Here is a 26,927-nt window from a genome sequence, read left to right on the forward strand (position 1 = left end):
AATTTGTCGTTAGCTTTGAAAAAACTTTTTTTCAAAGAAAGTAATTTCTTCTTTTATAACCATCTTATTATTATAACGTTGCTTTAACCTGTTTAATAGGGTTTTTAGTTTGTCAAATTGTTCCGTTTCAATATAATGATCTCGAAGTATTGATGCAAACAAGTAATAATCATTATCGTGTAAACCGTCTTTTGCATGCTCTAATACAAGTTGTTCGAAATCTTGCGGATGAATTTGTTCTTTATACCATAATAGTTGTCCAACGAGAGTATCCATTAAGTCACGATTTAGCGGTTTAGGAACCGCGTTAGGAACAATCTCTGAACGATTATCATCAACTTTTTCTTCATGAGTAGTAAAAGTTTCTTCGAATGCCTCTTGATCAATATGAGTTCCTTCTGCATCTTCCTCCACATGATCAACATGAGCCTCTTCTACAGCTTCCTCCACATGATCAACATGAGCCTCTTCTACAGCTTCCTCCACATGATCAACATGAGCCTCTTCTACAGTTTCTTCCTCTTGATCAACATGAGTTTTTTCTTCTGTTTCTTCCTTAGCTTTCTCCTCATCATCGAAAGCTTCATCATCTTCATTTAATTGAAGATCCTTTTCTTCCTGATGAGGTTCTATGAGCACTTCTTCAACTACTTCATCACGATTAAATTTATGTTCTTCTTTATTATTCTTGCTGACGGCCTCGGTTTCTTCGGTTCTTTCATGTGAGTGCTCCTCTTTGTCTTCACCTAAATCATGCAAACTAAGTAATTGATCCGTTGAGGCTACTTCTTTTTCCATTAATTGTTCTTCAGTATCTTCCTTTATCATTGAATGAGTCTGTTCTTCTCTTAACGGTATTTTTTCTACTTGTTCTTTAATAATAGGTTGCTCTTCCTCAACAACTTCTCCATCAGGTTCCGTCTGTAAAAAACGATTTTGAACAATATCTGAAGGTGTTTCGGTTATTTTGTTGTCGTCTGCTTGTTTTTCATTTTCTGATAACAACTGCATATTTTCAATCTCATCAACGAATATCGGAGCTTCCGTTATTACTTCGTTAATTTCTTCCAGGTCTGTATGTTGATCTCCATTTAATAGTTGATCTCGTGAATCTCCTTGCAAATTCTCACTATCACCACTTTCACGATCGTTATTCGTATTCGTAAATATGAATTTTGTTATACCTAAAGCAGTAGTTAAAATTAATAGTATTAAAATTAGTCCCGCCTGCCATAACGCTAAAAATGAATGTAACCATAAAAAGATATGTGAAAATAAAATGGCAAGAGCTACAAATAATACTTTTTGTGAAAGTGCTATTTTTATTGGTAATAATAGAAAGATAATAAATAAAATCGAACCGCCAATTAAAGTTAGAGCTAAGTATTCCAAATACACACCTCCCATACTATAAAACTTTGTTCACGAAAAAAACTTGACTTTTCGCTAAGTACTGATGGCGAAAGCCTAAATTTTTATACTATCACCTTCATTGATTTATTAGTACTGATAGTATATAACTCATAATTCTAGCTTTTGTGACACAATTATACATTTATTAATTGTATAATAAAGTTTCGTATTTTAAAAGATAAGGTTACTTCATTTTCTTAACAATTTATAAAAACCACCCTAAATTTCCCGTTTCTTTTCGTAGGTTAGTTTGTTTGTTGGTTTGCTGTTTAAAGAGTATAAAAAAGCAGCAACGCTATTCATTAACGTCACTGCTCTCTTTGTTTCGGTCGTTCAGAAATAAATCGCCTTCTCGGACAACGTTAAAAGATAGGTTTTCAAGTGATGCCAAACGAGCTTCTTTCACTTCCTGGGAAACTTCCGCCACTTGATTTCCTGTAATTTCATAAGGTATGTATTTCATTTTAATTTCGTCTTCACGAATAATAAAGGTTAAAATACAAGACTCAGCAGTTAATCCACTAACGTAATCCGGAAACAAGAAATTTCCTAATGAGTAAGCAATTGGTTTCCCTTTATAATAATCAAGACCTTGAATTACGTGTGGATGAGCCCCGACAATTCCATCAGCTCCTGCATCAATCATTGCACGAGCATCATAAATCTGGTAAGGTTCAGGTGTTTGCTGCCGTTCAATTCCCCAATGCATAAAGACGAAAACATAATCAACTTCCTTTTTAGTTTCTTCAACAATCCTTACCATGCGATCAAGCTGGTAACCACTAGCGATACCAGGTTTCTCAGGTCCTGCATACCAACTAACCGTTGGCAAAACTCGGGAAAACCCTAAAAAAGCAATTTGTTGACCTTTTATTTCCACGATGTGGGCCCGATAAGCTTCTTCACTATTTCTACCCGCACCAATATAAGCAAGTCCAACGTCGTTCAAATAATCAATCGTATCCACTAACCCTTTTTCACCATAATCCATCGTATGATTGTTTGCTAGTGATACCATATGAAAGCCCGCTTCTTTTAACGCTACGAGAGACTGTGGTCCGGTTCGAAAATTAAACTGTTTTCTGTAAGGTATGCCCCTGTTTGTTACTGCCGTTTCCAAATTAACAATCGCATAGTCTACGTGTTGAAGTTCTTCTTCAACTTGCAAGAAAGGATAATTGATACCAAAGCTATTCATCGCGTGCTCAATTGATCCTTCCATCATTACATCTCCACCAAAGGCAATCCTAATTTCTTCTATTTCTCCATTTAGAAATCTATTTTTACTAGGTTCTAATTCTCTTAATCTAGTATTTTTAATGATAGAAGCATGATCTTTTGAAACCAAAAGATCATTAACAATTTTCGCCTCGGCCTGTGATCTAGCTAATTTATCCAAAATAAATAAGCCCCCACTAAAAAAACTTAATAAAAATAAAGTAGAAACAAATACAATCGTCATTGATATTAATATATTTCTTTTCATATTAGTAACCTCTTTTTAATATAATCTTCTTTATTTTACAATAAAAACCAATAATAAAAATGGTTACTTTTTACTAATTATGAAATTCACTCACTTAGGAGCTTTAAAATTTTAAGTGATTTCTCATATGATTTAAAAAATAAAATGATCCTGTAATCACGAAAACATCATCAACGGCTAAATTCCTTACGATTTTTTCATACGCTTGATCCCATTCATGAATCACCTTAAGTTTTTCATGCGGGTACATTTCGTACGCAAGATCGGGATCCATAGCACGCTCGTACGGAAAACTTGTAAGGACGATTTCTGATGCTACATCCGTCATCGGACGAAGCATCGCTTTAATATCCTTGTCTTTCATAGCACAAAAAAGGACAACGATTCTTCTATTATGAAACGTATGTGCCAATGTTTTACTTAGCGCTTCTATACCTTCTTGATTATGTCCGCCATCAAAAATGACAGTTGGTTTTTGCTTGATGACCTCTATACGATTAGCAATTTTTGCTTTAGTGATCCCAAGCCTAATATGATCGTCGTTAATATGAAAATCCCTTATCTTTTTTAAGCAATGAACGGCCATAATTGCTAAAGACGCATTCTCTTGTTGATGTGCTCCGAGCATCCCGGCCTTTAAGTTCTCATATTTAAGCTGTTGAAACATAAAAGAAAAAGTTTCAACATTTTGGTCGCATAAAAATTCTTCTCCTAACTGATACAAATCCGCTTCTTCTTCTAGACAGCGTTCCTTAATTACTTGTTTCGCATCTTCTTGCTTACAACCTGAAATAATAGGAGTGCGCTGTTTAATGATGCCTGCTTTTTCTCGTGTAACATCACTAATAGTATCACCGAGTAAGTCCATATGATCATGACCGATCGAGGTAATAATTGAAAGTAAAGGTTTGATGACATTCGTTGAATCCAGTCTCCCTCCTAAACCTGTTTCGACTAGAACAATGTCAGGCTTTGCAATCGTTGCAAAATATTGAAAGGCCATTGCCGTTAAAATTTCAAACTCCGTTGGTGCTCCTAAGTTTGTCCCTTTTAATTTACCGATAACTGGGATAAGCTGTTCGGTAAGCTGAGCAAAATCTTCATCAGAAATTTCTTCACCGTTGAAACGGATCTTATCATTAATTCTTTGGATAGCCGGAGACGTGTATGTTCCAACGCTAAATCCCGCTTCAGTAAAAATCGCTTGTAAATAAGTTAAAGTTGAACCTTTTCCATTCGTACCTGCGAGATGCATCGCAAGTAATCTTTGTTCAGGGTGACCAAGTTCTTTTAACATCGCTTCCATTCTTTCAAGCCCTAAACAAATTCCAAATTTTTTTGCAGAAAAAACAATGTCACAAGCTTCTTCGTATGTAATCATGAAAAGGTCTCCTTTTTCACATTAATTTAATGAATTTCATTATTCATTATTAACGCCATTAGTGGCATTAAATAAGCATTTGAAATCATTAACTTGTATACTATTTGATAGTGTATAATAACGATGTGTTTACAGCAAGAAAATTTAAAAGTTAGGTAGGAATACATAATGAATAAAAAAGGCTTACTCATTTATAACGAAGAAAGAGCCTTAATTAACAAAGGCTTTATTAACTGGTTTCTTGAAGAAGCAGAAAAACTGAATATTGAACTTAAGTTTATATTAAAAGAAGACCTGAGTTATGGTGTTATAAAAAATGAGCTGTTTCTTTACCACAAAGGAGCGGAACTCCGAAAACCTGATTTTGTAGTGTTGCGAAATAATGATCCTATACTTAGTAAGCAGCTTGAAAACATAGGAATAAAAGTCTTTAATTCTGCCTTTATTTCTGAGATTAGTAATCATAAAGGGAGGACACATCAATTTTTAGCGAACAAAGGCATTCCGATGCTCGATACATTATTTGTCGTTCGTGATGAGTTTAACCCGAATTCAATCCCATTTTCTTATCCTGTTGTTGTAAAGGAAGTGAGTGGTCGTGGCGGTAATGAAGTATACAAAGCGTCATCTAAATTAGAAGTGGCTGAATTACTAAAAAGGGTGAAGGCAAGGGAGTTAATTATTCAACAAATGGGGGATGTCCCTGGTAGAGATGTCCGAGTTTTTGTCGTTGGAGGCGAAATTATCGCAGCTATTCTCCGTTACTGTGACAATGATTTCCGCGCCAACTATTCGTTAGGAGGCAATGCCAAGCTTTACGAGCTTTCCGATACAGAAAAGGCGACTGTAAAAAAAGTGATTGCCGAGTTCACCGATGATGATCTAGGTTTTATAGGTATTGATTTTTTATTTGCTAAAGACGGCTCATTTATTTTCAATGAAATTGAAGATGTGGCTGGCTCACGTACTCTTTATGCTAATTCAAACATAAATATCGTTAGACTTTATTTAGAACATATTTTACGAAAGATTTCATGAAAAAAAGGCTGTTTCAAAAGTGTCTGACACCACACGTTACTACTTAATATAGACGTACAGATTTCAAATGCGTCTATAATTCGGTGACTAACGGTGTCTGACACTTTGTTTTAAAACAGCCTTCCTCTACTTATTATGCTTTCAACTCATCAATTCTTGCTTGAACGGTTGTGCGTTTTTCTAAATAGTCTTTTTCCTTCGCTTTTTCTTCTTCAATGACTTTCTCTGGAGCTTTCGCGACAAATCCTTGGTTACTTAATTTCTTTTGGACTCGCTCTACTTCACTATCTAGTTTCTTTAATTCCTTTTCTAGACGTGCAATTTCAGCGTCAAGATCAAGTAAACCTGCTAATGGTAAATATAACTCTACTCCTGTAAGAACAGATGACATCGATTTTTCAGGCGCTTGTAAATCAGTACCTATTTGTAACTGTTCAGGGTTACAGAACTTTTCTAAATAACTGCGTCCTTCTTCAAGTTTATTTAAAACGTCGCTATCTTTCGATTTAATGATCAACTCAATTTTTTTGCTCATTGGGACATTTAGTTCTGCCCTTGTATTACGTACAGAGCGAATAATTTCTTTTAATAAGTTCATTTTCTTCGTTGCTTCTGGATAAACGAACTTCTCATTTCTTACTGGCCAATCAGCGACTGTAATCGACTCACCTTGATGCGGTAAGTGTTGCCAAATTTCCTCGGTAATAAACGGCATGAATGGGTGTAATAGCTTCATCGTTTGATCAAGAACATGAGCTAAAATCGAGCGCGTCGTTTTCTTCGCTTCCTCATCTTCACCGTAAAGTGGAAGTTTCGCCATCTCAATATACCAATCACAGAAGTCATCCCAAATAAAGTTGTATAGAAGACGTCCCACTTCTCCAAACTCGTAAACATCGATTAATCTCGTCACATCATCGACCGTTTCTTGAAGACGCGTTAAGATCCACTCGTCAGCAATTGATTTTTTACCTGACAGATCTATTTCCTCATACGTTAAGCCTTCCATATTCATTAACGCAAAACGAGAAGCGTTCCAAATTTTATTCCCGAAATTCCATGTTGATTCGACTTTTTCCCAGTAAAAACGCAAATCATTTCCCGGGGAACTTCCTGTTGAAAGGAAGAAGCGTAGCGCATCTGCACCATATTTGTCGATCACATCCATCGGATCAACACCGTTACCGAGCGACTTACTCATTTTACGCCCTTCTGAATCTCGTACTAAGCCGTGGATTAAGACATCATTAAACGGTCTCTCATCCGTGAATTCTAGGCCTTGGAAAATCATTCGTGCTACCCAGAAATAAATGATGTCATAACCTGTAACTAAAACGTCAGTAGAATAGTAACGCTTAAAGTCTGGTGCATTTTCATCAGGCCAGCCCATCGTTGAAAACGGCCATAACGCAGAAGAGAACCAAGTATCAAGAACATCTTCGTCTTGTGTCCAGTTTTCGATGTCTTTCGGCTGTTCACGGCCTACGTAAACTTCCCCTGTTTCATTGTGGTACCATGCAGGGATTCGATGTCCCCACCATAATTGACGGGAAATACACCAATCACGAATGTTTTCGATCCAATGTAAATACGTCTTTTCAAAACGGTCAGGAACGAAGTTTACTTTTCCTTCTGATTTTTGTAATTCGATCGCTTGTTCCGCTAATGGACCCATTTTTACAAACCATTGTGTTGAAAGATAAGGTTCAACAACAGCGCCACTTCGTTCTGAGTGACCTACAGAGTGCATATGCTCTTCTATTTTGAAAAGGACACCAGCGTCTTGGAGGTCTTTGACAATTTGTTTACGACATTCAAAACGATCTAAGCCTTGGTATTTACCTGCGTTTTCATTCATTTTTCCTGATTCGTTCATAACGAGAACACGCTCAAGGTTATGTCGATTTCCGATTTCAAAATCGTTAGGGTCATGCGCCGGCGTTATTTTTACTGCACCAGAACCAAATTCCATATCAACGTAATCATCAGCAACAATTTCGATTTCACGACCGACGATCGGCAGCTTTACTTTTTTACCGATTAAATCTTTATAACGCTCATCATTCGGGTGAACGGCAACTGCTGTATCTCCGAGCATTGTTTCTGGACGTGTTGTCGCTACTTCAATATGACCATTTCCGTCTACTAACGGATACTTCATGTGGTAGAAGCCACCTTGAACGTCTTTATAGATTACTTCAATGTCTGATAATGCAGTTTTTGTTTGTGGGTCCCAGTTAATAATGTACTCGCCACGGTAAATAAGCCCTTTTTCATAAAGCTTCACGAAAACTTCTCGTACTGCTTTGGATAGACCTTCATCTAACGTAAAGCGCTCGCGAGAATAATCTAATGAAAGTCCAAGCTTCGACCATTGCTGACGAATAAAATCAGCATATTCATGCTTCCACTCCCAAGACTTTTCTAAAAACTTTTCCCGACCAAGGTCATAGCGACTTACTCCTTCTTCACGTAACTTTCCTTCAACCTTGGCTTGTGTAGCAATACCCGCATGATCCATCCCTGGAAGCCACAGGGCATCATAGCCTTGCATTCGTTTCGCACGAATTAAAATATCTTGAAGCGTCGTATCCCACGCATGTCCTAAGTGAAGCTTTCCAGTAACGTTTGGTGGTGGAATAACAATCGTATAAGGCTTTTTTCCTTCCTCACCTTTTGCTTCAAAAAACTTTCCTTCTAGCCAGTACGGATACCATTTCGCTTCAGTCGCTTTCGGATCGTACTTCGTTGGCATTGATATCTCTTGATTAGCCATCTTACTTCCTCCCTTTTTCAAGTACAATGTTGAGTTTTGAATTTTGATTTTTGAGTTATTTTAAGCGATGCTTCGAAGCATTACTCCCTGCAACTCAACACTCTTAACTCTTCACTCAAAACTAAAAATAAAAAACCCCCTCCATCCTCAAAGGACGAAGAGAGTAAATTCGCGGTACCACCTTTGTTTGCCATTGTAAAATTGCATTTACCTTCAATGAATACTGTTTATAATCATTAAAGTAAACAACGGCACACTTCATTCATGTAACGGATTTCCACCGGCTTTTTCTATTACGAAAAACGATATTGCCATGACTATTGGCAATAAAACTTTTCCCTTCAAAAAAGCTGCTCCTGGGCGACCTTCCATCTTTAGCTCCAAAAAAACCTCTCAGCATTGTATAAATATCCGATACAGTAACAATAAACGTATGTTTCTACGGATTTTATAACAATAGTTTTTCTCTCTGATGGTATTACAGATGTACTCTTCCCATTCTAAGCATATTAAAATATTCTTTTTACAAACACTCTTGACTTATTTCTGTCACATTGTAGTACTTAAAAGGCGGGCGATTTTCTTCTCTTCGCTTTAAACTTCTATCGAATTTTAGAGGCTCGTTCAGGAAAATCGCCCAACTTTTTACATACAAAACTAGTCAACTTATGAATCACGATACTGACAAAATAGTGCAAAATGTGTATTAATATTTTACATGGATAAGTGAAACATCGTCAATAGTTACTTTGAAAATTTTACTAGCAGTATTGCCTAATTATTAATTTACATACACCATATTTTATTAAACCATTATACTCGTTAACTTACCAGCTTTTATTTCATACAAACCTGTTCCTTCTTGGGCAAGGTCTTTATCATGAGTGACCATAATAATCGTTGTTCCTCGATCATTTATTTTATGAAACAGGTGTATTAAATCCCTCGCAGTATCTTCGTCGAGGGCTGATGTTGGCTCATCAGCAAACAAAAGTGGTGGATCTTTTAATAGGGCCCTTGCAACGGCCACACGGCGTTGTTCACCTCCACTTAATTGATATGGTAAGTGGCTCGCATGTTCCTCTGTTAACCCTACTTGAATTAGTATATTTTTAGCTTTTTTTTCTAGTAACGATCTTTTTTCTCCTCTTAACAACAGTGGGAGCATTATATTATCAATAACAGGGAGAGCCGGTAATAAACTCGCAAATTGAAAAATAAACCCGCATAAATTGTATCTTAAATTTGTTCGTTCACCATCATTTAAATGCGATGTTTTTTTACCGTCAATAACAATCTCGCCTGACGTTTGTTTATCTAATAGACTCGCCAATGCTAAAAAAGTTGATTTACCACTTCCAGAAGGTCCAATAATCGAAATAAATTCTCCTTCATTAACGTTAAAATTTACATTTTTTAAAGCTTTAATCGATCGTTTACGATTTAACCAATATTCCTTATTCACACCTTCAAAAGTAATCATTAACTTTCACCTTCCCTAACAACTTCATAAGGCTCTCTTGAAAAAAATGATTGAAGTGGAAACAACGCTGCTATGATCGTACAAATCGTAATTGTACTTACTGTAAAAAAACTAATAAAAAGTGTTGTTTTTAAGTCTGGAAATACGAGCGGTAGCTGAAAGATCATATATAACAGCGTTTGTCGGTCATAAAGCACGCTTAAAGAAACTAAAACGCCAATGCTACTTCCGATAAAAGAAACGATCGCTGCTTCACATAAAAGAAGTTGGTATACGTGTCGTTTCAATACGCCTAGAGCAAACAGCATCCCGATTTCTTTTTGCCGTTCTCTAATTAATGCAGAAAATAATGTGATCACCTGAAGGAGTGTTAGTAGCAAACTAACGACAATCATCACATAACTTAATAGTTTTAAGGGGAGCATTTGTTTTTCAATTTTACTTCTCAATCCACTGCCTAAGACGACGTCTACTCCACTTATATCTCTTTCAATTTGTTGTTTTACGAACAATTCATTATGTGGTGTCGTATTTATAAATATTGCTGACAAATCGGTTGAAGATATATGAGCAAGTGCATCAACATTATGAATTAATTGTCTCGCTTTATCTAAACGCATAAAAATCGTTTCATCTGCTGAAGTACCTGTTGGAAATAATATATTTTTTACATGAAAAGGTTCAAAAAATAGTTTCACTTTTTCTTTGATGATCTCATCATCATAATGATACAAAAAACGATCTCCACCAGCATTCACCCCGATCACAACTTCATCTGCCTCTAGTTGTTGTATACCTGGCATGAACGATTTTAAAGTAAAGTCATTTGCAGGATCAAAAGCGATCACAGGAAAATCTCCATCTGTCCCACAACATGATGTTGAAATTGTATGCAAAAACAGCTGAGGAGAGATTTCCTTAATATCTTCAATGTTATTCAATTTTCCCATGACTTCTTTTTCATCAAGGTAAACTTTACTGACAGAACTACTTAAAACATTTTCGCCAGCATACATTCCCATTCCACTTGGAACGACGATCACATCTGCACCTAATCGACCGTCAATAGCTGTCATACTCGTATTTAATGAATGAATAAAAAAATAGCTCGTGAATAGTAACAGTGCAGCTACTGATGTACTAACGGCTAGTAAAAACGCTCTTTTTCGTTTCTCTTTAATGATTTTCCAAGCAAGTTGAACCGCTATTTTCAAGTTTTGCACCTCTTTATTTAGTCATTTTCTTTACTCAAAACTACACGAACGAGAAACCAAATGAGCCATAAACAAACGACTCCCCATAAAATTTCGTACACTAAAAAGGTTGAATTAATCATGATAATACCACTTCCTTGTTTTTCCTTATGTTACTCGAATATGGAAATCTTATTCACCTAAACACGGATGCACTCATAAAATGATTATAGGAAATTAGAGAAAGGAGGAGGACTTTTTGTTTAAAAAAGGTAAATATCGACTTCCTCTTTGGGTACGGAGAGTTCGGGATGCAGGTTACCAATTCCTCATACCATTAACCATTTTTCAATTATTACGTACAATTATGTTCCCTTCAGCAGTTGATGTGATTTTATTAGCGATACTTGTCTTTATGTACTTATCATATGTTGCTGGCTTATTATAGTCGATCTGTTAGGAAACGATAACCAAAGAAAAAAACTAAGAGGCTATCCAAAAATAAAGTGTCAGACGAATAGATACGAATATAGACAAAGTTTGGACGTCTATATACCAGGTTTGCTACCTATTCTAATCTGACACGTTAGGACAGCCTCTTAGGCTTTTATTACCGTATTAAATATGTTTTACTTAACTTGTCATATAATTTACTCCGGTCTTTACATTCGTCGCAATGCCACCGAGCCAACTTCTTTCGATGACTCTATCTAGTAAAATAATTGGGTTATTTAGATTCATCAGATGGTTTTCTTAGTAACGTATTATGAATAAAATGGTCGACTCTCGACATTGTGATAATTCGTTTTTCGAGCACTTGAACAAACTGTAATTCTGTAATACTCCCATCTCTTTTTCGATAATGGTCGATACAATGAAAAATAATTTCTGGATAAATTAAATAACTTGCTAAAAGTTTTTTCTCTTCATCCTCAAGAAGGAGAGAATCTTCATATGTTGCTAGCCAATCAGAACCTTGATCTTCACTCCAAAGGTTATATTGAAATGACCTTCGAAACGAAATCGCTAAATCTCTTGCAGGTGTATCTAACACCGCTTTTTCAAAGTTTAATAAATAACCATATCCATTAGGATGATAAAAAATATGATTACGGTCTAACTTGCCGTGGCAAAGACACGCCCGATAGCTTTCTTTTTCAAGACATTGGTCTCGCCATTCTTTTAAGTAGTTCACTGCCACGTTTGCCATCATATCCATTCGACTAAAATGAGTTAAGTACGTAAGTTCAAATGGTGAAATATAAGCTTTTCTTTCTGCTTCTTCAGCAAAATACTCCATTTCTAGTCGCCGTTTTTCCCAACGCTTTATTAAGTCTTGATAGGAATTTTCAATTGTTTCTTTTGAAAATTCTTGTGGTTTCACAGTTAACCCGTGCAATTTTCCTAACTGCTTAAATAAAGTTAATTCTTTCTTATCCTCACGAAGTTCAGCTTCTTCTGAAAACCACGGCTGTAAATAATATGTTTTATTTTGATGAGAAATCGTCAAGTCTCCGTATTTCGTAGGAATAATCGGGATAATTTTGTTGTAATTTAATTTTTCGAGCCTTCTCATAACGTGAGAAAACCAATTCGCCTGTTCATTAGTCATCGTTGACTCTTTTAGAGCAAATGTCCCTTTTCGTGATACAACCTTTTTTACCTTTCCAAACTGTTCAATTTTTTCAGGATATAAATCGTATTGAAACAGTATATACCCAAGAGAAGAGTTTTGGGGGGCTTTATTATAAATCATTTTGCCACCGCCTTTTTGTGGTCTTCTTCCAGCCAATTACTTAATAACAACACTAAACTTCTTGATATTTCCCACCTTTTAAAAAACTTATCCATTACGATATCCATATCATTTTTCTTGTTGCTTGAAAAAAGTTCATTTATTACGTCTTCATATTCATACGGTAATAAACATTCGGATAAAAATAGTTTTCCATGATCACCTTTTAACGCAAAGTAGCAATTAATTTCATTTAATAATTTTACCGTTGAATCTTCTCCGTTAAGTTCATACCATTCCTCTAAAAAAACGCGAAAAGGTTGATAACTTCTTACTGGTTCATCAGCACCACACACCCAAAATAAATGGAAAAAAACTTGTTTAGCATTGGCTAGTTTTGAAAGTGACGTTAGGATAGGTAGCTTTATAGGATGCATACGGTCTCGTAAGTGATGAGCTTTTCTTACGCGTGATTTCGCTTCGAAATAACTACGTTCTAGTACAAGCTTTGCCATAGGATCAATTTCGTCCTTAATTCCCCCGTGAACTGCTTTTAATGATAAGCTCTCTGTTTTTTTAAAGCGATGACAGTCGTCACTTTGTTTCAAACCTACTGCTAAAATTGTTCCAATTAACCTTCCCCAGTCTTTTTCAGTACGATTGAATGGAAAAGGTTCTTCGATTTCATCATGAAGAGAGACCCACCCTTTTTCACAATAGAAAAAAGGGTTACCATCTTCAGTCCTAATCATTCGATCTAAAAGAACCCCTGATTGTTGACTAATTTCGTCACGCCACTTTACATGCCATAACAACAATTGTTTATCCTTCCAAAAACGAACTCTTTTAGTCCCGTATTCACTGTGAAAGGTTTCATCTTGTTTGATCCATTTAAGTTCCGATAAGCCGTACTCCACCCTTATTTGACGTAATATATCCATATAATTGCACCCTATCCTACTGACATTATTGTGTTACTGGGATATATAAAATTTGACCTTCTTCAACATTAGAATCATTGAGACGGTTGACACGAATTAGTGTACTTGGGTTTATTTCATAGCGTTCTGCGATTGTATTCAACGTCTCATCTTCTTGAATGATACACATCTTTAATTTTTTAAATTCTTCGCCTTCACCTTTCGTCAGCATCTTTGTTAAATATAACGCATTTTCTTCCCTCGGCGGCTTTGTTTCATCTACTTGTTCTGCTACTTCATTTTCACTATGATCTTCATGAGCGTTGTCTGCATTTGATACCTCTTGTTCCGAACGTTTCTTTTCTTCAACAACACCGCTAAACTTTTGACGCACATTTTCTCCTACTAAACTTTTCAACGTACTATATGATTGCTCTTCTTTCGCTTGTGGCTCTTCTTCTTGATTATCCCCTTCCGTTTGTTTAGCTTCTTGTTTTGGTCGGTCTTTTATAATTCCAAAAGAAACAGACGGTGCTGGAGTTTCTTCATGTTCTATTTCTGCCACTTCTTCAACTTCGTCTTCTACCTCATCCGCTACCTGTTCAACCTCTTGGTCATCTTGCTCTTCATTGTCATCTCTATTCTCATATTCATCTTCATTTTGTTGTAATGAAGGTTCTTCCACAGCTTCTTCAATACTATCGTTTTCAAGTTGGTCGTAATTACGATTAATTTCATCTGAAGTCTGGTCTACTGTTTCATTTTCTACGTTTTCCTCTTCATTGTAAGACTCATAATGGAAGGTACGCTCCTCGTCACTAGAAGCATCGTCTACTACATTTTCAATATTTCCATCACTAGCGTCTCCAACTTCTTCATATGCTTCCTCTACATGATCTACTTCTTCATTTACTTCGCTTTCATCAGCAACTTCTTCGTTAAAACGTTCGTCAACAAAGTTGTTCTCTTCTACCACTTTTTGTGGAGCTTGATACCCCGTAGACATACCAGTGATTGCCACATCAGCAGTCAATTGAATGCACCCTCGATCCGGTAAATCATAGTCAAATGACTCAACTAGTACATATATGTCATCAAGGCTATTAATTCGTTCTTGCGGAATTGTCACATCAATAGGAAAGTTATGTCTGATTTCACCTGTTCCGTCCTCGTTTAACGTTACTTCCTCAATCGAACGGAACTCTACTTGATTGGAAAGAGACAAACTCTCTTCATCGTTTACTTCGCTTTTTCCATTAGAACGGTATTCACCGGTTAGCTTTAATCCCCCACGAATTAATACATACTCCCCGTTCTCTTCTACTGTAATTTCTGGATCTAATGACAAAGATACAATTTCGTCTACTTCCTGCCCTTTATTAAGCCAGACTGATTCTTCAATGGAAAATGATAGCTTTGATGAATGATCTTGTGTCAACTGCCTCTCCTCCTCTATTAAAATTATAATACCCGAAATAACATAAGGGACACGTCCCGTTAAACGGACTTATACCAATACGTTACAGATGTATGACAAGACTTCGAGAAATATGATTATTTTGAAGGAAAATTACCTTTTAAATATAAACATTCACAATTGTCCAACAAACCAACAAAAAAAGCCTAACACTTTATAAAAGTGCTAGACCTTTTAAATTACTTAGCTAATTTTGAAAATGACTTTTCAGCTGCAGCTATTGTTTTTTCAATATCTTCATCTGTATGTTTGGTAGAAAGGAACATTCCTTCAAATTGCGAAGGTGGCAAGGAAACACCTTCTTCTAACATATAGCGGAAATAAGTCGCAAAACGCTCTAAATCTGACGTTTTTGCTTTTTCGTAATTAATTACTTCTTCATCTGTAAAGAAGAACCCAACCATCGAACCAGCCTGACTAATGCTGTGCGCAATTCCATGTTTACTTGCAGCTTCAGACAAGCCATCAGCTAATTTTTTACCAAGTCTCTCAAATTCAGCATAGTGCTCTGGTGTCAACTGTGATAATGTTTCATATCCTGCTGTCATAGCTAATGGGTTACCAGATAACGTTCCAGCCTGATAAATTGGCCCGCTCGGTGCAATCATTTCCATAATTTCACGTCTACCACCATATGCTCCAACTGGAAGACCTCCACCGATTACTTTACCTAAACAAGTTAAATCAGGTGTAACTCCTAATGTTCCTTGTGCACAGTGGTAACCAACACGAAAACCTGTCATTACTTCGTCAAAAATAAGTAATGTACCGTTTTGCTCTGTCATTTCTCGAACTGATTCTAAAAATCCTGGTTGTGGGCGAACAACCCCCATGTTACCAGCAACAGGTTCTAAGATTACTGCTGCAATATCATCACCAAATTGGTCAAATGCATAGCGAAGACTTTCTAAGTCGTTATATGGAACTGTTAATGTATTCGTTGCAACAGATTCCGGTACACCAGGGCTATCAGGTAAGCCTAACGTTGCGACACCTGAGCCTGCTTTAATAAGAAGAGAATCACCATGACCATGATAACAACCTTCAAATTTCAAGATTTTATTACGCCCTGTAAAGCCACGTGCTAAACGTAGCGCACTCATTGTTGCTTCTGTCCCTGAATTTACCATACGAACTACTTCAATTGACGGAACACGTTCAATCACAAGCTCAGCCATTTTTGTTTCGAGTTCACTAGGTGCACCAAAGCTCGTACCTAAGTCCGCAGCTTTCTTCAATGCTTCAGTAACCTGTTCATCCGCATGACCTAAAACGAGCGGTCCCCATGAAAGTACGTAATCAATGTATTCATTCCCATCAATATCATAAATTTTACAACCTTGTCCACGCTCCATAAATACAGGATCCATATTTACTGATTTAAAGGCACGAACTGGACTATTTACTCCACCCGGCATCACAGGTTGAGCTTTTTTAAATGCAGCTTTCGATTTATCAAATGATCTCATATTAATCAATCCCCCTCTTAATTGTTGAGTTTTGAGTTCTTGGAGTGTTAGCTTCGAAGCTATTACGAAACAAACTCAACACTCAACACTCTCTACTCAAAACTTCTTGTTATTCACTTAACCATTTTGCAACGTCTTTGGCGAAGTATGTGATTATTAGATCGGCACCGGCGCGTTTCATGCTTGTTAGTTTTTCCATGACGACGGCACGCTCGTCAATCCATCCATTTAAGCTTGCACCTTTTATCATTGAATATTCACCACTTACGTTATAAGCAACGACTGGGTAAGAGAAGTTATCTTTCACTTCACGAATGACATCTAAATATGATAATGCAGGCTTAACGATTAAAAAGTCAGCCCCTTCTAACACATCACTTTCGGCTTCACGAAGTGATTCTAGTCGATTAGCTGGATCCATTTGATACGTTTTACGGTCACCAAATGAAGGTGCACTATGAGCTGCGTCACGGAATGGTCCGTAAAATGCTGATGCATATTTAACCGCATAAGACATGATCGGAATATCTGTATAGCCAGCTTCATCTAGTCCTTGACGAATTGCTGCTACAAATCCATCCATCATGTTTGAAGGAGCAATAATATCAGCCCCAGCCTTTGCTTGTGAGACCGCAGTTTTCGCTAATAACTCTAAAGTAGGATCATTTAAGATGATTCCATCTTCGATCACACCACAATGCCCATGGTCAGTGAATTGACACAAGCATGTATCGGCAATAACAACTAATTCATTATTGACCGCTTTAATTTTTTTGATCGCTTGTTGAACAATTCCGTTTTCACAATAAGCACTTGTCCCAACATCATCTTTATCCTTAGGTACACCAAAAACGATGACAGAGACAATTCCTAAATCTGTAACCGTTTTAATTTCTTCTTCTAATAAGTCTAAAGAGATTTGAAAAACTCCTGGCATTGAAGGAACTTCACTTTTAATATTTTCGCCTTCTTTTACGAAAATAGGATAAATAAGATCTTCTTTGTGTAATACCGTTTCTCTTACCATTGAGCGTAATTTAGCAGTATTACGTAAACGACGGTGTCTTTTAAATTCCAACATTCATTTATTCCTCCTTTAGCTTGTCCGCGATACTCCGAAGCATATCGTCAATCGTATAATTTTTCGGCTCGGTATGTACGGGTAACTCGTGTTTTAACATAGTTTCTGTAGTAATTGGACCAATTGAGGCAAACATAATTTTTCCTATATAGTTTCTCCAATCAGTTCCTTCTAGTAATTGAACAAAATTATCTACCGTTGATGAACTCGTAAAAGTAACTATATCAATTTTTTCATATTTAATGAAATTATATAACTGCTCTTTTGAGTTTTTTTCTACGACTGTTTCATACACATCTAGATCGGTGACATCAATATTTTGGTTGCGCAATCCTTCCGGGATCACATTTCTAGCTAAATTACCTCTTGGAATTAAAACTTTCTCACCCTTTTTAACAACTTTAAGTAAGCTTTCTAGTAAGCTTTCGGCAACATAGTATTCAGGAATGAGATCAGCTTTTATTTCATAGCTAATTAATACTTCTTCGGTCTTTTTCCCAACAACTGCTATTTTACATGAAGAAGGTAATACGATGCTACCATTTAAGTTAGTTAATTCTTGAAAAAAAAAGTCTATACCGTTTTTACTCGTAAAGACTAACCAATCATATGTATGTAATGATGAAAGAAAGTAGTTAATCGCTGTTTTATCGGATATTTCTTTACAAGTGATTAACGGCATTTCTATAGGAATACCACCGAGTTCCTTTATTTTTAATGAGAGAGCAGAGGCTTGTGCCTTTGCCCTCGTCACTAATATTCGTTTTCCGTGAAGAACCATTATTTTTCTAAGTCTTCTTTCACAGCATCTAAAATTTCCTTAGCACCCTTTTCAAGTAACTTTACAGCTAACTCTTCACCTAAGCTTTGTGCATCTTCTCCTACCAATGTTTCATGTAAAATCGTTTTACCATCTGGTGAGCCAACAAGACCAACTAAAACGATTTCTCCATTTTCTTTTAACTCAGCGTAACCTGCAATTGGCACTTGACAACCACCTTCAATTTTGTGTAAGAAGGCGCGCTCTGCTGTTACACAACGCTTTGTAACTTCGTCCGTAAGTTTTGAAAGGAGCTCATTTAGTTCAGCGTCATCAGAACGACATTCAATCCCTAATGCCCCTTGCCCTACTGCAGGAACACATAAATCTGATGCTAAATATTCAGTAACAACTTCAGAACTCCAGCCTACACGCTCTAGTCCTGCTGCAGCAAGAATAATCGCATCAAATTCGCCATCTCTACATTTTTGAAGTCTCGTATCGATATTCCCACGGATCCATTTAACTTCTAAATCTGGGCGTTTGGCTAAAACTTGAGCTGAACGTCTTAAACTACTCGTACCAATAACCGAACCTGCTTCTAATTCCATTAATCCTTTACCGTTATTAGAAATAAAGGCGTCACGAGGATCTACACGTTTTGGTACACAACCAATCGTTAATCCGTCTTGAAGTACAGCAGGCATATCTTTCATACTATGAACCGCCATATCTATTTCTTTATTTAACATTGCTTGCTCGATTTCTTTTACGAATAAACCTTTTCCGCCAACTTTCGATAGCGTTACGTTTAAAATTTGATCACCTTTAGTAACAATTTTCTTCACTTCAAATTCAAATGGGCCACCAAATTTCTTTAACTGTTCAATCACCCAATTTGTTTGAGTTAGTGCTAAATTACTTTTTCTAGAACCTACGATAATTTTTCTCATTGTAAACCCCCGTGTTTTTGTAATTTACAATTTAAAATGTAAAATTTAAAATTATTGAGGGCATTGCTTCGTAGCATTACTAACAATAATCCTAAATTGTGAATTCTACATTTTAAATTAATCTACTTCCAAAAATGAATGTTAAATTTTAAATCATTGAGAGCAACACTTCGTAGCATTACAAACAATAATTCTAAATTATAAATTTTACATTTTAAATTAATCTAGTTCCATAAATGAAATGTTGAAAGTGCATTTGGTAAAAAATAATTGATTAGAATTAGTAGAAACCCGGCAATATTCAATAATACTAACGAATAACCACGTATCTCTTTAACAACTCTTTTATATAAATAAAATCCATATACTACTAAAACGATTATGGACAGAACAATTTTAATATCAAACCAAGGTACATACCCTAATGACAACGCTGCCCAAATAAATCCTAGAATAAGCCCCATTAACAAGAGTGGAAAGCCAAGCATAGTGAACATAAAAGCTAGATGCTCAGACTTGGATAAGTCGCCAAACCGAAATAGTCGTTTCCCAAATTTCTTTTTCTTTAACATTTGGTGCTGGTAATAATACATAATCGAAAATATAAAGGCGAATGTAAATGCTCCATAGGATAATAATATGAGAGTCACATGAATAAATAAAAGTTCAAAAATTAGTAACTCTTGCAATGCTGGAGGAATGTCTCCTGATGGCGTAAAGATACTAAAAGTCATAATTGCAAAGCCGAAAATATTCGTAAAAAATACAAAGAGATCTACTTTAAAAAACCAATTGATGACTAAAGATACACTTACAATAATCCAAGCGAAGAAGAACAACCCTTCAAAAGAAGTCACTACAGGAAAACGATTAAATTCGAACATTCTAAGTATAAAAAAAACAGATTGAAGAACCCAAACAATAGAAAGCAACCAGAAGGAGATACGATTAACCTTCTGGTTGTTGTGTAAGAAATCAATAAAATAACCTAACACACTTAAACAATAAAAAATTATTGTTGTTATATATACTACATTTAACATCGTCAAAACTCCTCTCTTAGGAGCGAACTACAGCATCTTTAGCTAAAGTAACTGCTTTACTTGCTTTTTCTTTCACCTTTTCTTTCCCTTTAATTTGGCTACAGGCCTCTTTTTCATCTACAGCTTCATTTTCAAGGGCAAATATTCTTGTAAACAATTCTAGTGTTTCTTCAGAATTAGGCTCTGCTGCAATTTCTTTAGCAGCAATTATTGGATCACGTAAAAGTTGATTTACGATACTTTTCATATGCTTACTTAAAACTTTCTTTTCACGATCTGAAAGATTAGGTAGTTTTCGTTCAAGACTAGCCATTGTTTCTTCCTGAACAGTAAGTGCTTTTGAACGTAATGAAGAAATGATTGGAACCACTCCTAACGTATTTAACCAACTTTTGAATTCAGCCATTTCATGGTCAATCATGATTTCAATCTTTTCTGCTTCACGCTTACGCTCATCAAGGTTAGCAGCTACAATTCCTTCTAAATCATCGATATCATATAAATATACACTTTCTAAATCAGTTAAGGCTGGGTCAATATCACGTGGTACGGCGATATCAACCATAAATAGCGGACGCCCTTTACGTTTTTTAATAATTGAAGCAACCATACCTTTTGTGACAACGTAGTCTTTGGCACCAGTAGAACTTATTAAAATGTCTGCATCAACTAAAGCCTCTGTCAATTCATTTAACGGTCTAGCATTTCCTAAAAACTTATCTGCAAGCTCAATCGCTTTTGACATCGTTCGATTAATCACTGTTACCTTTCCGACACCGTTGGCATGAAGGTGTTTACCGGTAAGCTCACTCATTTTACCTGCACCAAAAATAAGGACGTGCTTATTTCTGAAATCCCCAAAAATTTTCTTACCAAGTTCAACGGCAGCATAACTAACAGACACCGCATTTTCCCCGATGGATGTTTCAGAGTGCGCGCGTTTTGCAAGTGTAACAGCTTGCTTAAACAATTGATTAAAAACCGTCCCAGTCGTCTTTTGTTCTTGTGCAAATAAGAAACTATCTTTAATTTGACCTAAAATTTGTGTTTCACCGACGACCATTGAATTTAAACCACAAGTAACTCTTAATAAATGTTCAATCGCACGATCATTTTCATATATATCTAAACACTCAGCAAAATCATCAATAGGAAGGTCAAACCATTCCGACAAAAACATTTTCATATAGTATTTACCAGTGTGTAACTGATCAACGACAGCATATATTTCTGTACGGTTACAAGTAGAAACAATTACACCTTCTAAGATGCTTTTCGTATTTATGAGCTGCTGTATCGCACAAGTTAATTCTTCCCCTTGGAAAGTGAACTTTTCACGAATTTCAACAGGCGTTGATTTATAATTTAAACTAGTAACTAGGATGTGCACGCTTTAATTCACCCCCAAAAATGGTTTGAAGATCCGCCTATGCGCAAATTCATTATCTTAAAAATTATTATAACATGGCAACAGCCTGTCCCAAAAAAATATTGTGAACATAGAGTGAAAAGACTGTGAAAAATCGATATAAATAAATTAAATTTCATTTAAATTGCGAAGAGAGTTATATAGTAGCATCTCGTACTAATGTTACTTTCATTCATCTATTTTAACATGAATTCGACACAATTTATAATAAAAGATTTGTTCTCCAGTCCAATGAATTAATAAAAAAACTTAGTAAAACTGTTGTCAAATCACTTCGATTATGGTTTGATTTTAGGAAAAGAAAACATTTATTTCGAGGTGATGAGCATGAAACGACAAGGAATTTTTCCTGGTGTTTTATTAATAGGTGTCGGGTTAATCTTTCTTTTGCAAAACTATAACATTCCTTATATAAATAATATATTTACTTGGCCTTCCATTTTACTAATTATCGGTTTAGCATTTTTGTTCCAAGCCTACATAGGAAAAGATTATCATTCTATTTTCACTGGAGTATTATTAGTAGGATTAGGCATTCATTTTCACGGTCTTCAACTTTTCGCCTCTTGGCCAACTCATTGGGCGATGTTCACTATGATTATCGGATTCGCATTTCTTTTTCGCTACAGTAAGACGAAAAAAGATGGGCTTATTCCCGGGATCATATTATTGCTTATATCTTTAATCGCTTTTTTCTACAATGGGTTTATAGACCTATTCGGCTCATTTTATTCGTACGTTGATAGCTTTTGGCCGATCGCACTCATCATTGCTGGTATATATTTACTGTTTTTTAAAAAATAATTTAGCAGCTTTGTACTAGTTAACACGAATCAATCAATTTATCGGGGTAAGAATCAAGCAAAGATTCTTACTCCATTTTTTTAACACTCTTTGTAATGAGATGTAATACCAATGACAACACATATATTAAATTGGGTATTGTGAAAAATTCACAAGTGCAACTCAAAACTCAAAACAAAATTCACACCCCTTCTACATCTTTCATCATTTCCTTCACATTAATTCGTATTAAAAAGATATAATCTTCTAAAATTCACTTATCTTCACTTAAATTATGTAGGTTTTTCATAGATAAAGTCGGAAAGTTTTTCCAATTTCTTATAGGGATTTTCTTTTTTACTAGAGAATTTAACACTTATAGAGAGGCTAAGTTCGCGCTTCGGTGATCTACAATCACGTTGGTATGTCCTCAAAATAGTTACAATATCAATTTTTCTCTATTTCGTCTTATTTCTTATCTTATTAAAAGGAGTCCTGTTATGAAACAAATGATATTACCTATTATCTTAAGTTTATTTATTTTTGCATGTAATTCCGAAACTATGGATGGCATTTTATTAGACAATCTCGCTAGAGAACAACTAGTTGTTTCTTCAGTTACATCTAAAGCTATAGCTAGTGCAGATTATAAAGTTAAGAATGTAAGTCTAACTACTAATATTAACGAGGACGACAGATCACAGGAGGCAATACAACCTCATCAAAATACTTCTTTAGAAGTAATACTCAAAAACAATGCCAAAGAAATTAAAGACGGTATCTTTCAGTCTATAGTTTTGGAGACAACAGAAGATGGAGAACTAATTAGTACTAATTTTTATACGTGGATCAATGACAAAAGTGGAGTCAACATTATCGATGTTACTCATTATAATGATGATAAGATGGCGCACGGTAACAAGATCGGTCAATACTATTATGAACTGTGGAAGGAAAAAAATAGCTTTTTTTTAAGCTACAATGACCTTTTGTTAGAAAAAGACTTTTTACAAAAGGCTGAGAATGGATATATGTACAATTCAAATATTTCAATTGGTACAACTAAAGATGATTTAATAACAATACAAGGTCCACCAACCATTTCGGATTGGTATAACGGCGGAACTCATTATGTTTACAATGATATCAGCTTTATTTTAGACGATAGTAAAAAAGTAGTATCCATTAGTATGCCTGGAAATCGTATTAAAACAACATTAGAGGAAGTTCCGATCATCCTAGGTGCGCCGACATCCATCGATCATTTTGAAAAATACAATGCTGTTTTTTACTCATATGAATTTGAACAATATACACTTTCCTTTGAAGCAGTTAGTGAAAACGATAAAGTTGTGAACATTTGGTTGAATAAAAAATAAAGGGGAAAAAGGAATCAAAAAAGTGTCAGACACCGTTAGGCAGCAAATATAGACTGATAATAAATTTATACTTCTATATTTACTAAGTTCTGCATGGTGTCAGACACTTATGAGACAGCCGCTTTATTCGACAGTCCTTTTTAAATATGATTCAATCGTACTCCACGCTTTTTCTTTACCAAAAGCTGTTTCAGAAGAAAAAATAACGATAGGATCGTTAGGGTCTTTGTTTAATTTTTCCTTGATTGCTTTCTCATGCTTTTGTAATTTCCCTTTAGGAATTTTATCGGCTTTTGTTGCAATGATAATTACTGGTTTACCCATATGTTTTAACCACTCATACATCGTAATATCATCTTTTGTAGGGTCATGACGAATGTCTATAAGCAAGATGACCGCTTTTAATGTATCACGGGTTGTAATATAAGTTTCAATCATTCTTCCCCAAGCGTCTCGTTCGCTCTTAGGAACTTTCGCAAAGCCATAGCCTGGGACATCGACGAAATACATCATTTCATTAATAACATAAAAATTTAGCGTTTGTGTCTTTCCGGGCTTTGATGAGGTTCTTGCTAAATTCTTTCGATTAATCATCTTGTTAATAAAAGATGATTTACCTACATTAGAGCGTCCAGCTAAGGCAACCTCTGGGAAGCCAGTCTGTGGATACTGCTCAGGTTTTACAGCACTAATTACAATATCACTTTGTGTTACTTTCATTTCTTCTCTCCTACTAAAGCATGCTTTAATACTTCATCTAAATGTGACACCGGAACAAACGTTAAATCTTGACGAACACTTTCTGGAATGTCATCAATATCTTTTTCGTTGTCTTTCGGTAAAATAATGATCTTTAAGCCGGCACGATGAGCACTCATTGATTTTTCTTTCAGTCCACCGATTGGAAGTACTCGACCTCTTAACGTAATCTCGCCAGTCATTCCTACCTCTTTACGAACCGGGCGCCCTGTTAAAGCAGAAATAAGCGCTGTTGCCATTGTAATCCCTGCAGAAGGTCCATCTTTTGGAGTTGCTCCTTCTGGTACGTGAATATGAATATCATTCGTCTCATGGAAAGTAGGGTCAATATTAAGTTCCTCTGACCGTGAACGGATATAACTAAAAGCAGCTTGAGCCGACTCTTTCATGACATCGCCTAACTTACCTGTTAACGTTAACTTCCCTTTTCCTGGTGAAAGTGACACTTCAATCGCTAACGTATCCCCACCTGCGGATGTATAGGCTAACCCAGTTGCTGCTCCGACTTGATCTACTTCTTCTGCAATCCCGTATCTGAATTTCGGCTTTCCTAACATTTGTTCTACCGTATTATTCGTTACAATGACACGTTTTTTCTCACCAGATACAATAATCTTCGCTGCTTTACGGCAAAGAGTTGCCATCTGTCGTTCTAAGTTTCTGACACCTGCTTCACGTGTATAGTAGCGGATAACTTTAATCATTGCTTCCTCTTTTACTTGCATTTTCCCTTTATCTAGACCGTGATCCTTCATTTGCCTCGGTAATAAATAATCTGTCGCTATATGAAGTTTTTCTACCTCAGTATAGCCAGGAATATGAATAATTTCCATTCGATCTAATAATGGGCCTGGGATTGTGCCTACATTATTAGCGGTAGTTACAAACATAACTTTCGATAAATCGTATGGTTCTTCAATGAAATGATCACTAAAAGTATTATTTTGTTCTGGGTCTAGTACTTCTAACAGTGCTGATGATGGATCTCCACGAAAATCATTAGCCATTTTATCAATTTCGTCTAATAAAAATACAGGGTTAATCGAACCTGCTTTTTTCATTCCTTGAATGATACGCCCTGGCATAGCACCAACATAAGTACGGCGATGACCGCGAATTTCTGCTTCATCACGAACACCACCTAAGGAAATCCGAACGAATTTCCGCTCTAATGACCTTGCGATTGACCTTGCTAGTGAAGTTTTCCCGACACCTGGAGGTCCTGCTAAGCAAAGGATCGGTCCTTTTAATTCATTCGTTAACTGTTGAACCGCTAAATATTCTAATACTCGTTCTTTCACTTTTTCTAAACCGTAGTGGTCTTCATTTAAAATATTTTCAGTTCGTTTAATATCTAAGACATCGGTTGTTTCTGTGTTCCAAGGAAGGTTAATCAACCACTCTAAATAATTTCGAATGACAGAGCTTTCCGCGGAAGTTGCTGGCATTTTTTCATAGCGATCAAGTTCTTTATACGCTTTTTCTTCAATGGATTCGGGCATCTCGGCTTCTTCAATTCGTTCCTTAAATTGTAGAATCTCTCCTTCTTTTCCTTCTTTATCGCCTAATTCTTTCTGGATCGCTTTCATTTGTTCGCGTAAATAATATTCTTTTTGTGTGCGTTCCATAGACTTTTTCACACGTTGACCAATTTTTTTCTCTAATCCTAATACTTCTTTTTCATTGTTCAAAATTTCAATAAGTTTACTTAAACGGCCTTTTACTGAAATCGTTTCAAGAATTTCTTGTTTTTGAACAATTTTTAATGGTAGATGAGAAGCTACCACATCTGCTAAGCGCCCAGGTTCAACAATATCAGCAACTGAAGCTAACGTTTCTGCTGATATTTTTTTTGAAAGCTTAATATATTGATCAAATTGAACAAGGACGTTACGCATTAATGCTTGTTCTTCTGCATCATTTGCTTCTTCATCTTCAATGAGCGTCATCTCTACTTCGAAGTATTCTTCATTACTCAAAAAGTCTTCTACTTTTGCACGTTGCAAGCCTTCAACTAGAACTCGAATCGTTCCGTTAGGAAGTTTTAACATTTGTTTTACTTTTGCTAATGTTCCAATTGGATAAATTTCCTCTTCTGTCGGTTCATCAATCGCTATTTCCTTTTGCGTAGCTAGAAAAATTTTATGATCATTCACCATAACTTTCTCTAAAGCTTGAACCGATTTATTACGACCTACATCTAAATGAAGCACCATTGTAGGATAAACGAGTAATCCTCTAAGTGGTAAAAGCGGAATCACAATTTTATTTTTATCTGTCATATGTATACACCTCCGTACAACACCATCGTTTAAAAACGTTAATCTTGTACAATTTTATCTTATCGTACAAGCTTTGTCTAATTATTA

General features: G+C 35.9%; 21 protein-coding genes and 1 other annotated feature. Of the genes, 4 read left to right on the forward strand and 17 right to left on the reverse strand.

What is annotated here, in order from left to right; translation table 11 throughout:
• Window positions 1-9 precede the first annotated feature (9 nt).
• The 3 genes from BKP35_RS14405 to BKP35_RS14415 form a co-directional block, all read right to left on the reverse strand.
• On the reverse strand, window positions 10-1,392 hold the full coding sequence (locus tag BKP35_RS14405; protein ID WP_071314052.1) for a hypothetical protein: 1,383 nt from the start codon (window positions 1,390-1,392) through the stop codon (window positions 10-12).
• A 316-nt stretch (window positions 1,393-1,708) separates the two neighbouring features.
• A complete protein-coding gene (locus BKP35_RS14410) occupies window positions 1,709-2,899 on the reverse strand; it encodes a CapA family protein (RefSeq protein WP_084031677.1) in 1,191 nt (396 codons plus the stop codon).
• A gap of 103 nt (window positions 2,900-3,002) precedes the next feature.
• Complete coding sequence (locus BKP35_RS14415) at window positions 3,003-4,280, reverse strand: bifunctional folylpolyglutamate synthase/dihydrofolate synthase (RefSeq protein WP_071314053.1); 1,278 nt, start codon at window positions 4,278-4,280, stop codon at window positions 3,003-3,005.
• Window positions 4,281-4,448: 168 nt separating this feature from the next.
• On the opposite strand from BKP35_RS14415, the gene BKP35_RS14420 reads away from it, so the two are divergent.
• Window positions 4,449-5,318: an ATP-grasp domain-containing protein gene (locus BKP35_RS14420; RefSeq protein WP_071314054.1), complete on the forward strand. Its 870-nt coding sequence runs from the start codon at window positions 4,449-4,451 to the stop codon at window positions 5,316-5,318.
• 133 nt (window positions 5,319-5,451) lie between these two features.
• Here the strand turns inward: BKP35_RS14420 and BKP35_RS14425 are convergent, their stop codons facing one another.
• The 3 genes from BKP35_RS14425 to BKP35_RS14435 form a co-directional block, all read right to left on the reverse strand.
• Entirely contained in the window at window positions 5,452-8,094 is a 2,643-nt protein-coding gene (locus tag BKP35_RS14425; RefSeq protein WP_071314055.1) for a valine--tRNA ligase, read from the reverse strand.
• 147 nt (window positions 8,095-8,241) lie between these two features.
• Window positions 8,242-8,606, reverse strand: a binding site (T-box leader).
• 293 nt (window positions 8,607-8,899) lie between these two features.
• Window positions 8,900-9,577, reverse strand: coding sequence for an ABC transporter ATP-binding protein (locus BKP35_RS14430; protein WP_071314056.1), 678 nt, complete (start codon window positions 9,575-9,577; stop codon window positions 8,900-8,902).
• On the reverse strand, window positions 9,577-10,791 hold the full coding sequence (locus BKP35_RS14435) for an ABC transporter permease (RefSeq protein WP_071314057.1): 1,215 nt from the start codon (window positions 10,789-10,791) through the stop codon (window positions 9,577-9,579). The genes BKP35_RS14430 and BKP35_RS14435 overlap by 1 nt, the downstream gene beginning before the upstream one ends.
• Before the next feature lie 238 nt (window positions 10,792-11,029).
• On the opposite strand from BKP35_RS14435, the gene BKP35_RS14440 reads away from it, so the two are divergent.
• On the forward strand, window positions 11,030-11,218 hold the full coding sequence (locus BKP35_RS14440; protein ID WP_071314058.1) for a hypothetical protein: 189 nt from the start codon (window positions 11,030-11,032) through the stop codon (window positions 11,216-11,218).
• A gap of 279 nt (window positions 11,219-11,497) precedes the next feature.
• Here the strand turns inward: BKP35_RS14440 and ysxE are convergent, their stop codons facing one another.
• The 9 genes from ysxE to hemA all read right to left on the reverse strand — a co-directional run bounded on the left by ysxE (window position 11,498) and on the right by hemA (window position 21,598).
• Window positions 11,498-12,562 (reverse strand): spore coat protein YsxE, encoded by a 1,065-nt coding sequence (gene ysxE, locus BKP35_RS14445; RefSeq protein ID WP_245741974.1) that lies wholly within the window; start codon window positions 12,560-12,562, stop codon window positions 11,498-11,500.
• Window positions 12,523-13,446, reverse strand: a complete 924-nt coding sequence (locus BKP35_RS14450; RefSeq protein WP_071314060.1) for a hypothetical protein — start codon at window positions 13,444-13,446, stop codon at window positions 12,523-12,525. The genes ysxE and BKP35_RS14450 overlap by 40 nt, the downstream gene beginning before the upstream one ends.
• A 25-nt stretch (window positions 13,447-13,471) precedes the next feature.
• Window positions 13,472-14,863 carry a stage VI sporulation protein D gene (gene spoVID / locus BKP35_RS14455; protein WP_071314061.1) on the reverse strand — a complete coding sequence of 464 codons (1,392 nt, stop codon included), beginning with the start codon at window positions 14,861-14,863 and terminating at the stop codon, window positions 13,472-13,474.
• Window positions 14,864-15,081: 218 nt separating this feature from the next.
• The gene (gene hemL, locus BKP35_RS14460) at window positions 15,082-16,371 is read right to left on the reverse strand and encodes a glutamate-1-semialdehyde 2,1-aminomutase (protein ID WP_071314062.1); all 1,290 of its coding nucleotides are present in this window, start codon (window positions 16,369-16,371) and stop codon (window positions 15,082-15,084) included.
• Window positions 16,372-16,480: 109 nt separating this feature from the next.
• Entirely contained in the window at window positions 16,481-17,452 is a 972-nt protein-coding gene (gene hemB / locus BKP35_RS14465; RefSeq protein ID WP_071314063.1) for a porphobilinogen synthase, read from the reverse strand.
• A gap of 4 nt (window positions 17,453-17,456) precedes the next feature.
• Window positions 17,457-18,233 (reverse strand): uroporphyrinogen-III synthase, encoded by a 777-nt coding sequence (locus BKP35_RS14470; RefSeq protein ID WP_071314064.1) that lies wholly within the window; start codon window positions 18,231-18,233, stop codon window positions 17,457-17,459.
• On the reverse strand, window positions 18,233-19,165 hold the full coding sequence (gene hemC / locus BKP35_RS14475; protein WP_071314065.1) for a hydroxymethylbilane synthase: 933 nt from the start codon (window positions 19,163-19,165) through the stop codon (window positions 18,233-18,235). The genes BKP35_RS14470 and hemC overlap by 1 nt, the downstream gene beginning before the upstream one ends.
• Window positions 19,166-19,389: 224 nt before the next feature.
• Entirely contained in the window at window positions 19,390-20,208 is an 819-nt protein-coding gene (locus BKP35_RS14480; RefSeq protein ID WP_071314066.1) for a cytochrome C assembly family protein, read from the reverse strand.
• Between the two features lie 16 nt (window positions 20,209-20,224).
• Window positions 20,225-21,598 carry a glutamyl-tRNA reductase gene (hemA, locus tag BKP35_RS14485; RefSeq protein ID WP_071314067.1) on the reverse strand — a complete coding sequence of 458 codons (1,374 nt, stop codon included), beginning with the start codon at window positions 21,596-21,598 and terminating at the stop codon, window positions 20,225-20,227.
• Between the two features lie 366 nt (window positions 21,599-21,964).
• On the opposite strand from hemA, the gene BKP35_RS14490 reads away from it, so the two are divergent.
• The gene (locus BKP35_RS14490; RefSeq protein WP_071314068.1) at window positions 21,965-22,441 is read left to right on the forward strand and encodes a LiaI-LiaF-like domain-containing protein; all 477 of its coding nucleotides are present in this window, start codon (window positions 21,965-21,967) and stop codon (window positions 22,439-22,441) included.
• A gap of 479 nt (window positions 22,442-22,920) precedes the next feature.
• Complete coding sequence (locus BKP35_RS14495; RefSeq protein WP_071314069.1) at window positions 22,921-23,799, forward strand: DUF4309 domain-containing protein; 879 nt, start codon at window positions 22,921-22,923, stop codon at window positions 23,797-23,799.
• Window positions 23,800-23,922: 123 nt separating this feature from the next.
• On the opposite strand, the gene yihA is transcribed toward BKP35_RS14495, so the two are convergent.
• Both yihA and lon read right to left on the reverse strand, forming a co-directional pair.
• Window positions 23,923-24,519, reverse strand: a complete 597-nt coding sequence (yihA, locus tag BKP35_RS14500; protein WP_071314070.1) for a ribosome biogenesis GTP-binding protein YihA/YsxC — start codon at window positions 24,517-24,519, stop codon at window positions 23,923-23,925.
• Window positions 24,516-26,840 (reverse strand): endopeptidase La, encoded by a 2,325-nt coding sequence (gene lon, locus BKP35_RS14505; protein ID WP_071314071.1) that lies wholly within the window; start codon window positions 26,838-26,840, stop codon window positions 24,516-24,518. Before lon ends, yihA begins: the two co-directional genes overlap by 4 nt.
• Between the last annotated feature and the right edge of the window lie 87 nt (window positions 26,841-26,927).

The organism is Anaerobacillus arseniciselenatis (assembly GCF_001865995.1).
Lineage (GTDB): Bacteria > Bacillota > Bacilli > Bacillales > Anaerobacillaceae > Anaerobacillus > Anaerobacillus arseniciselenatis.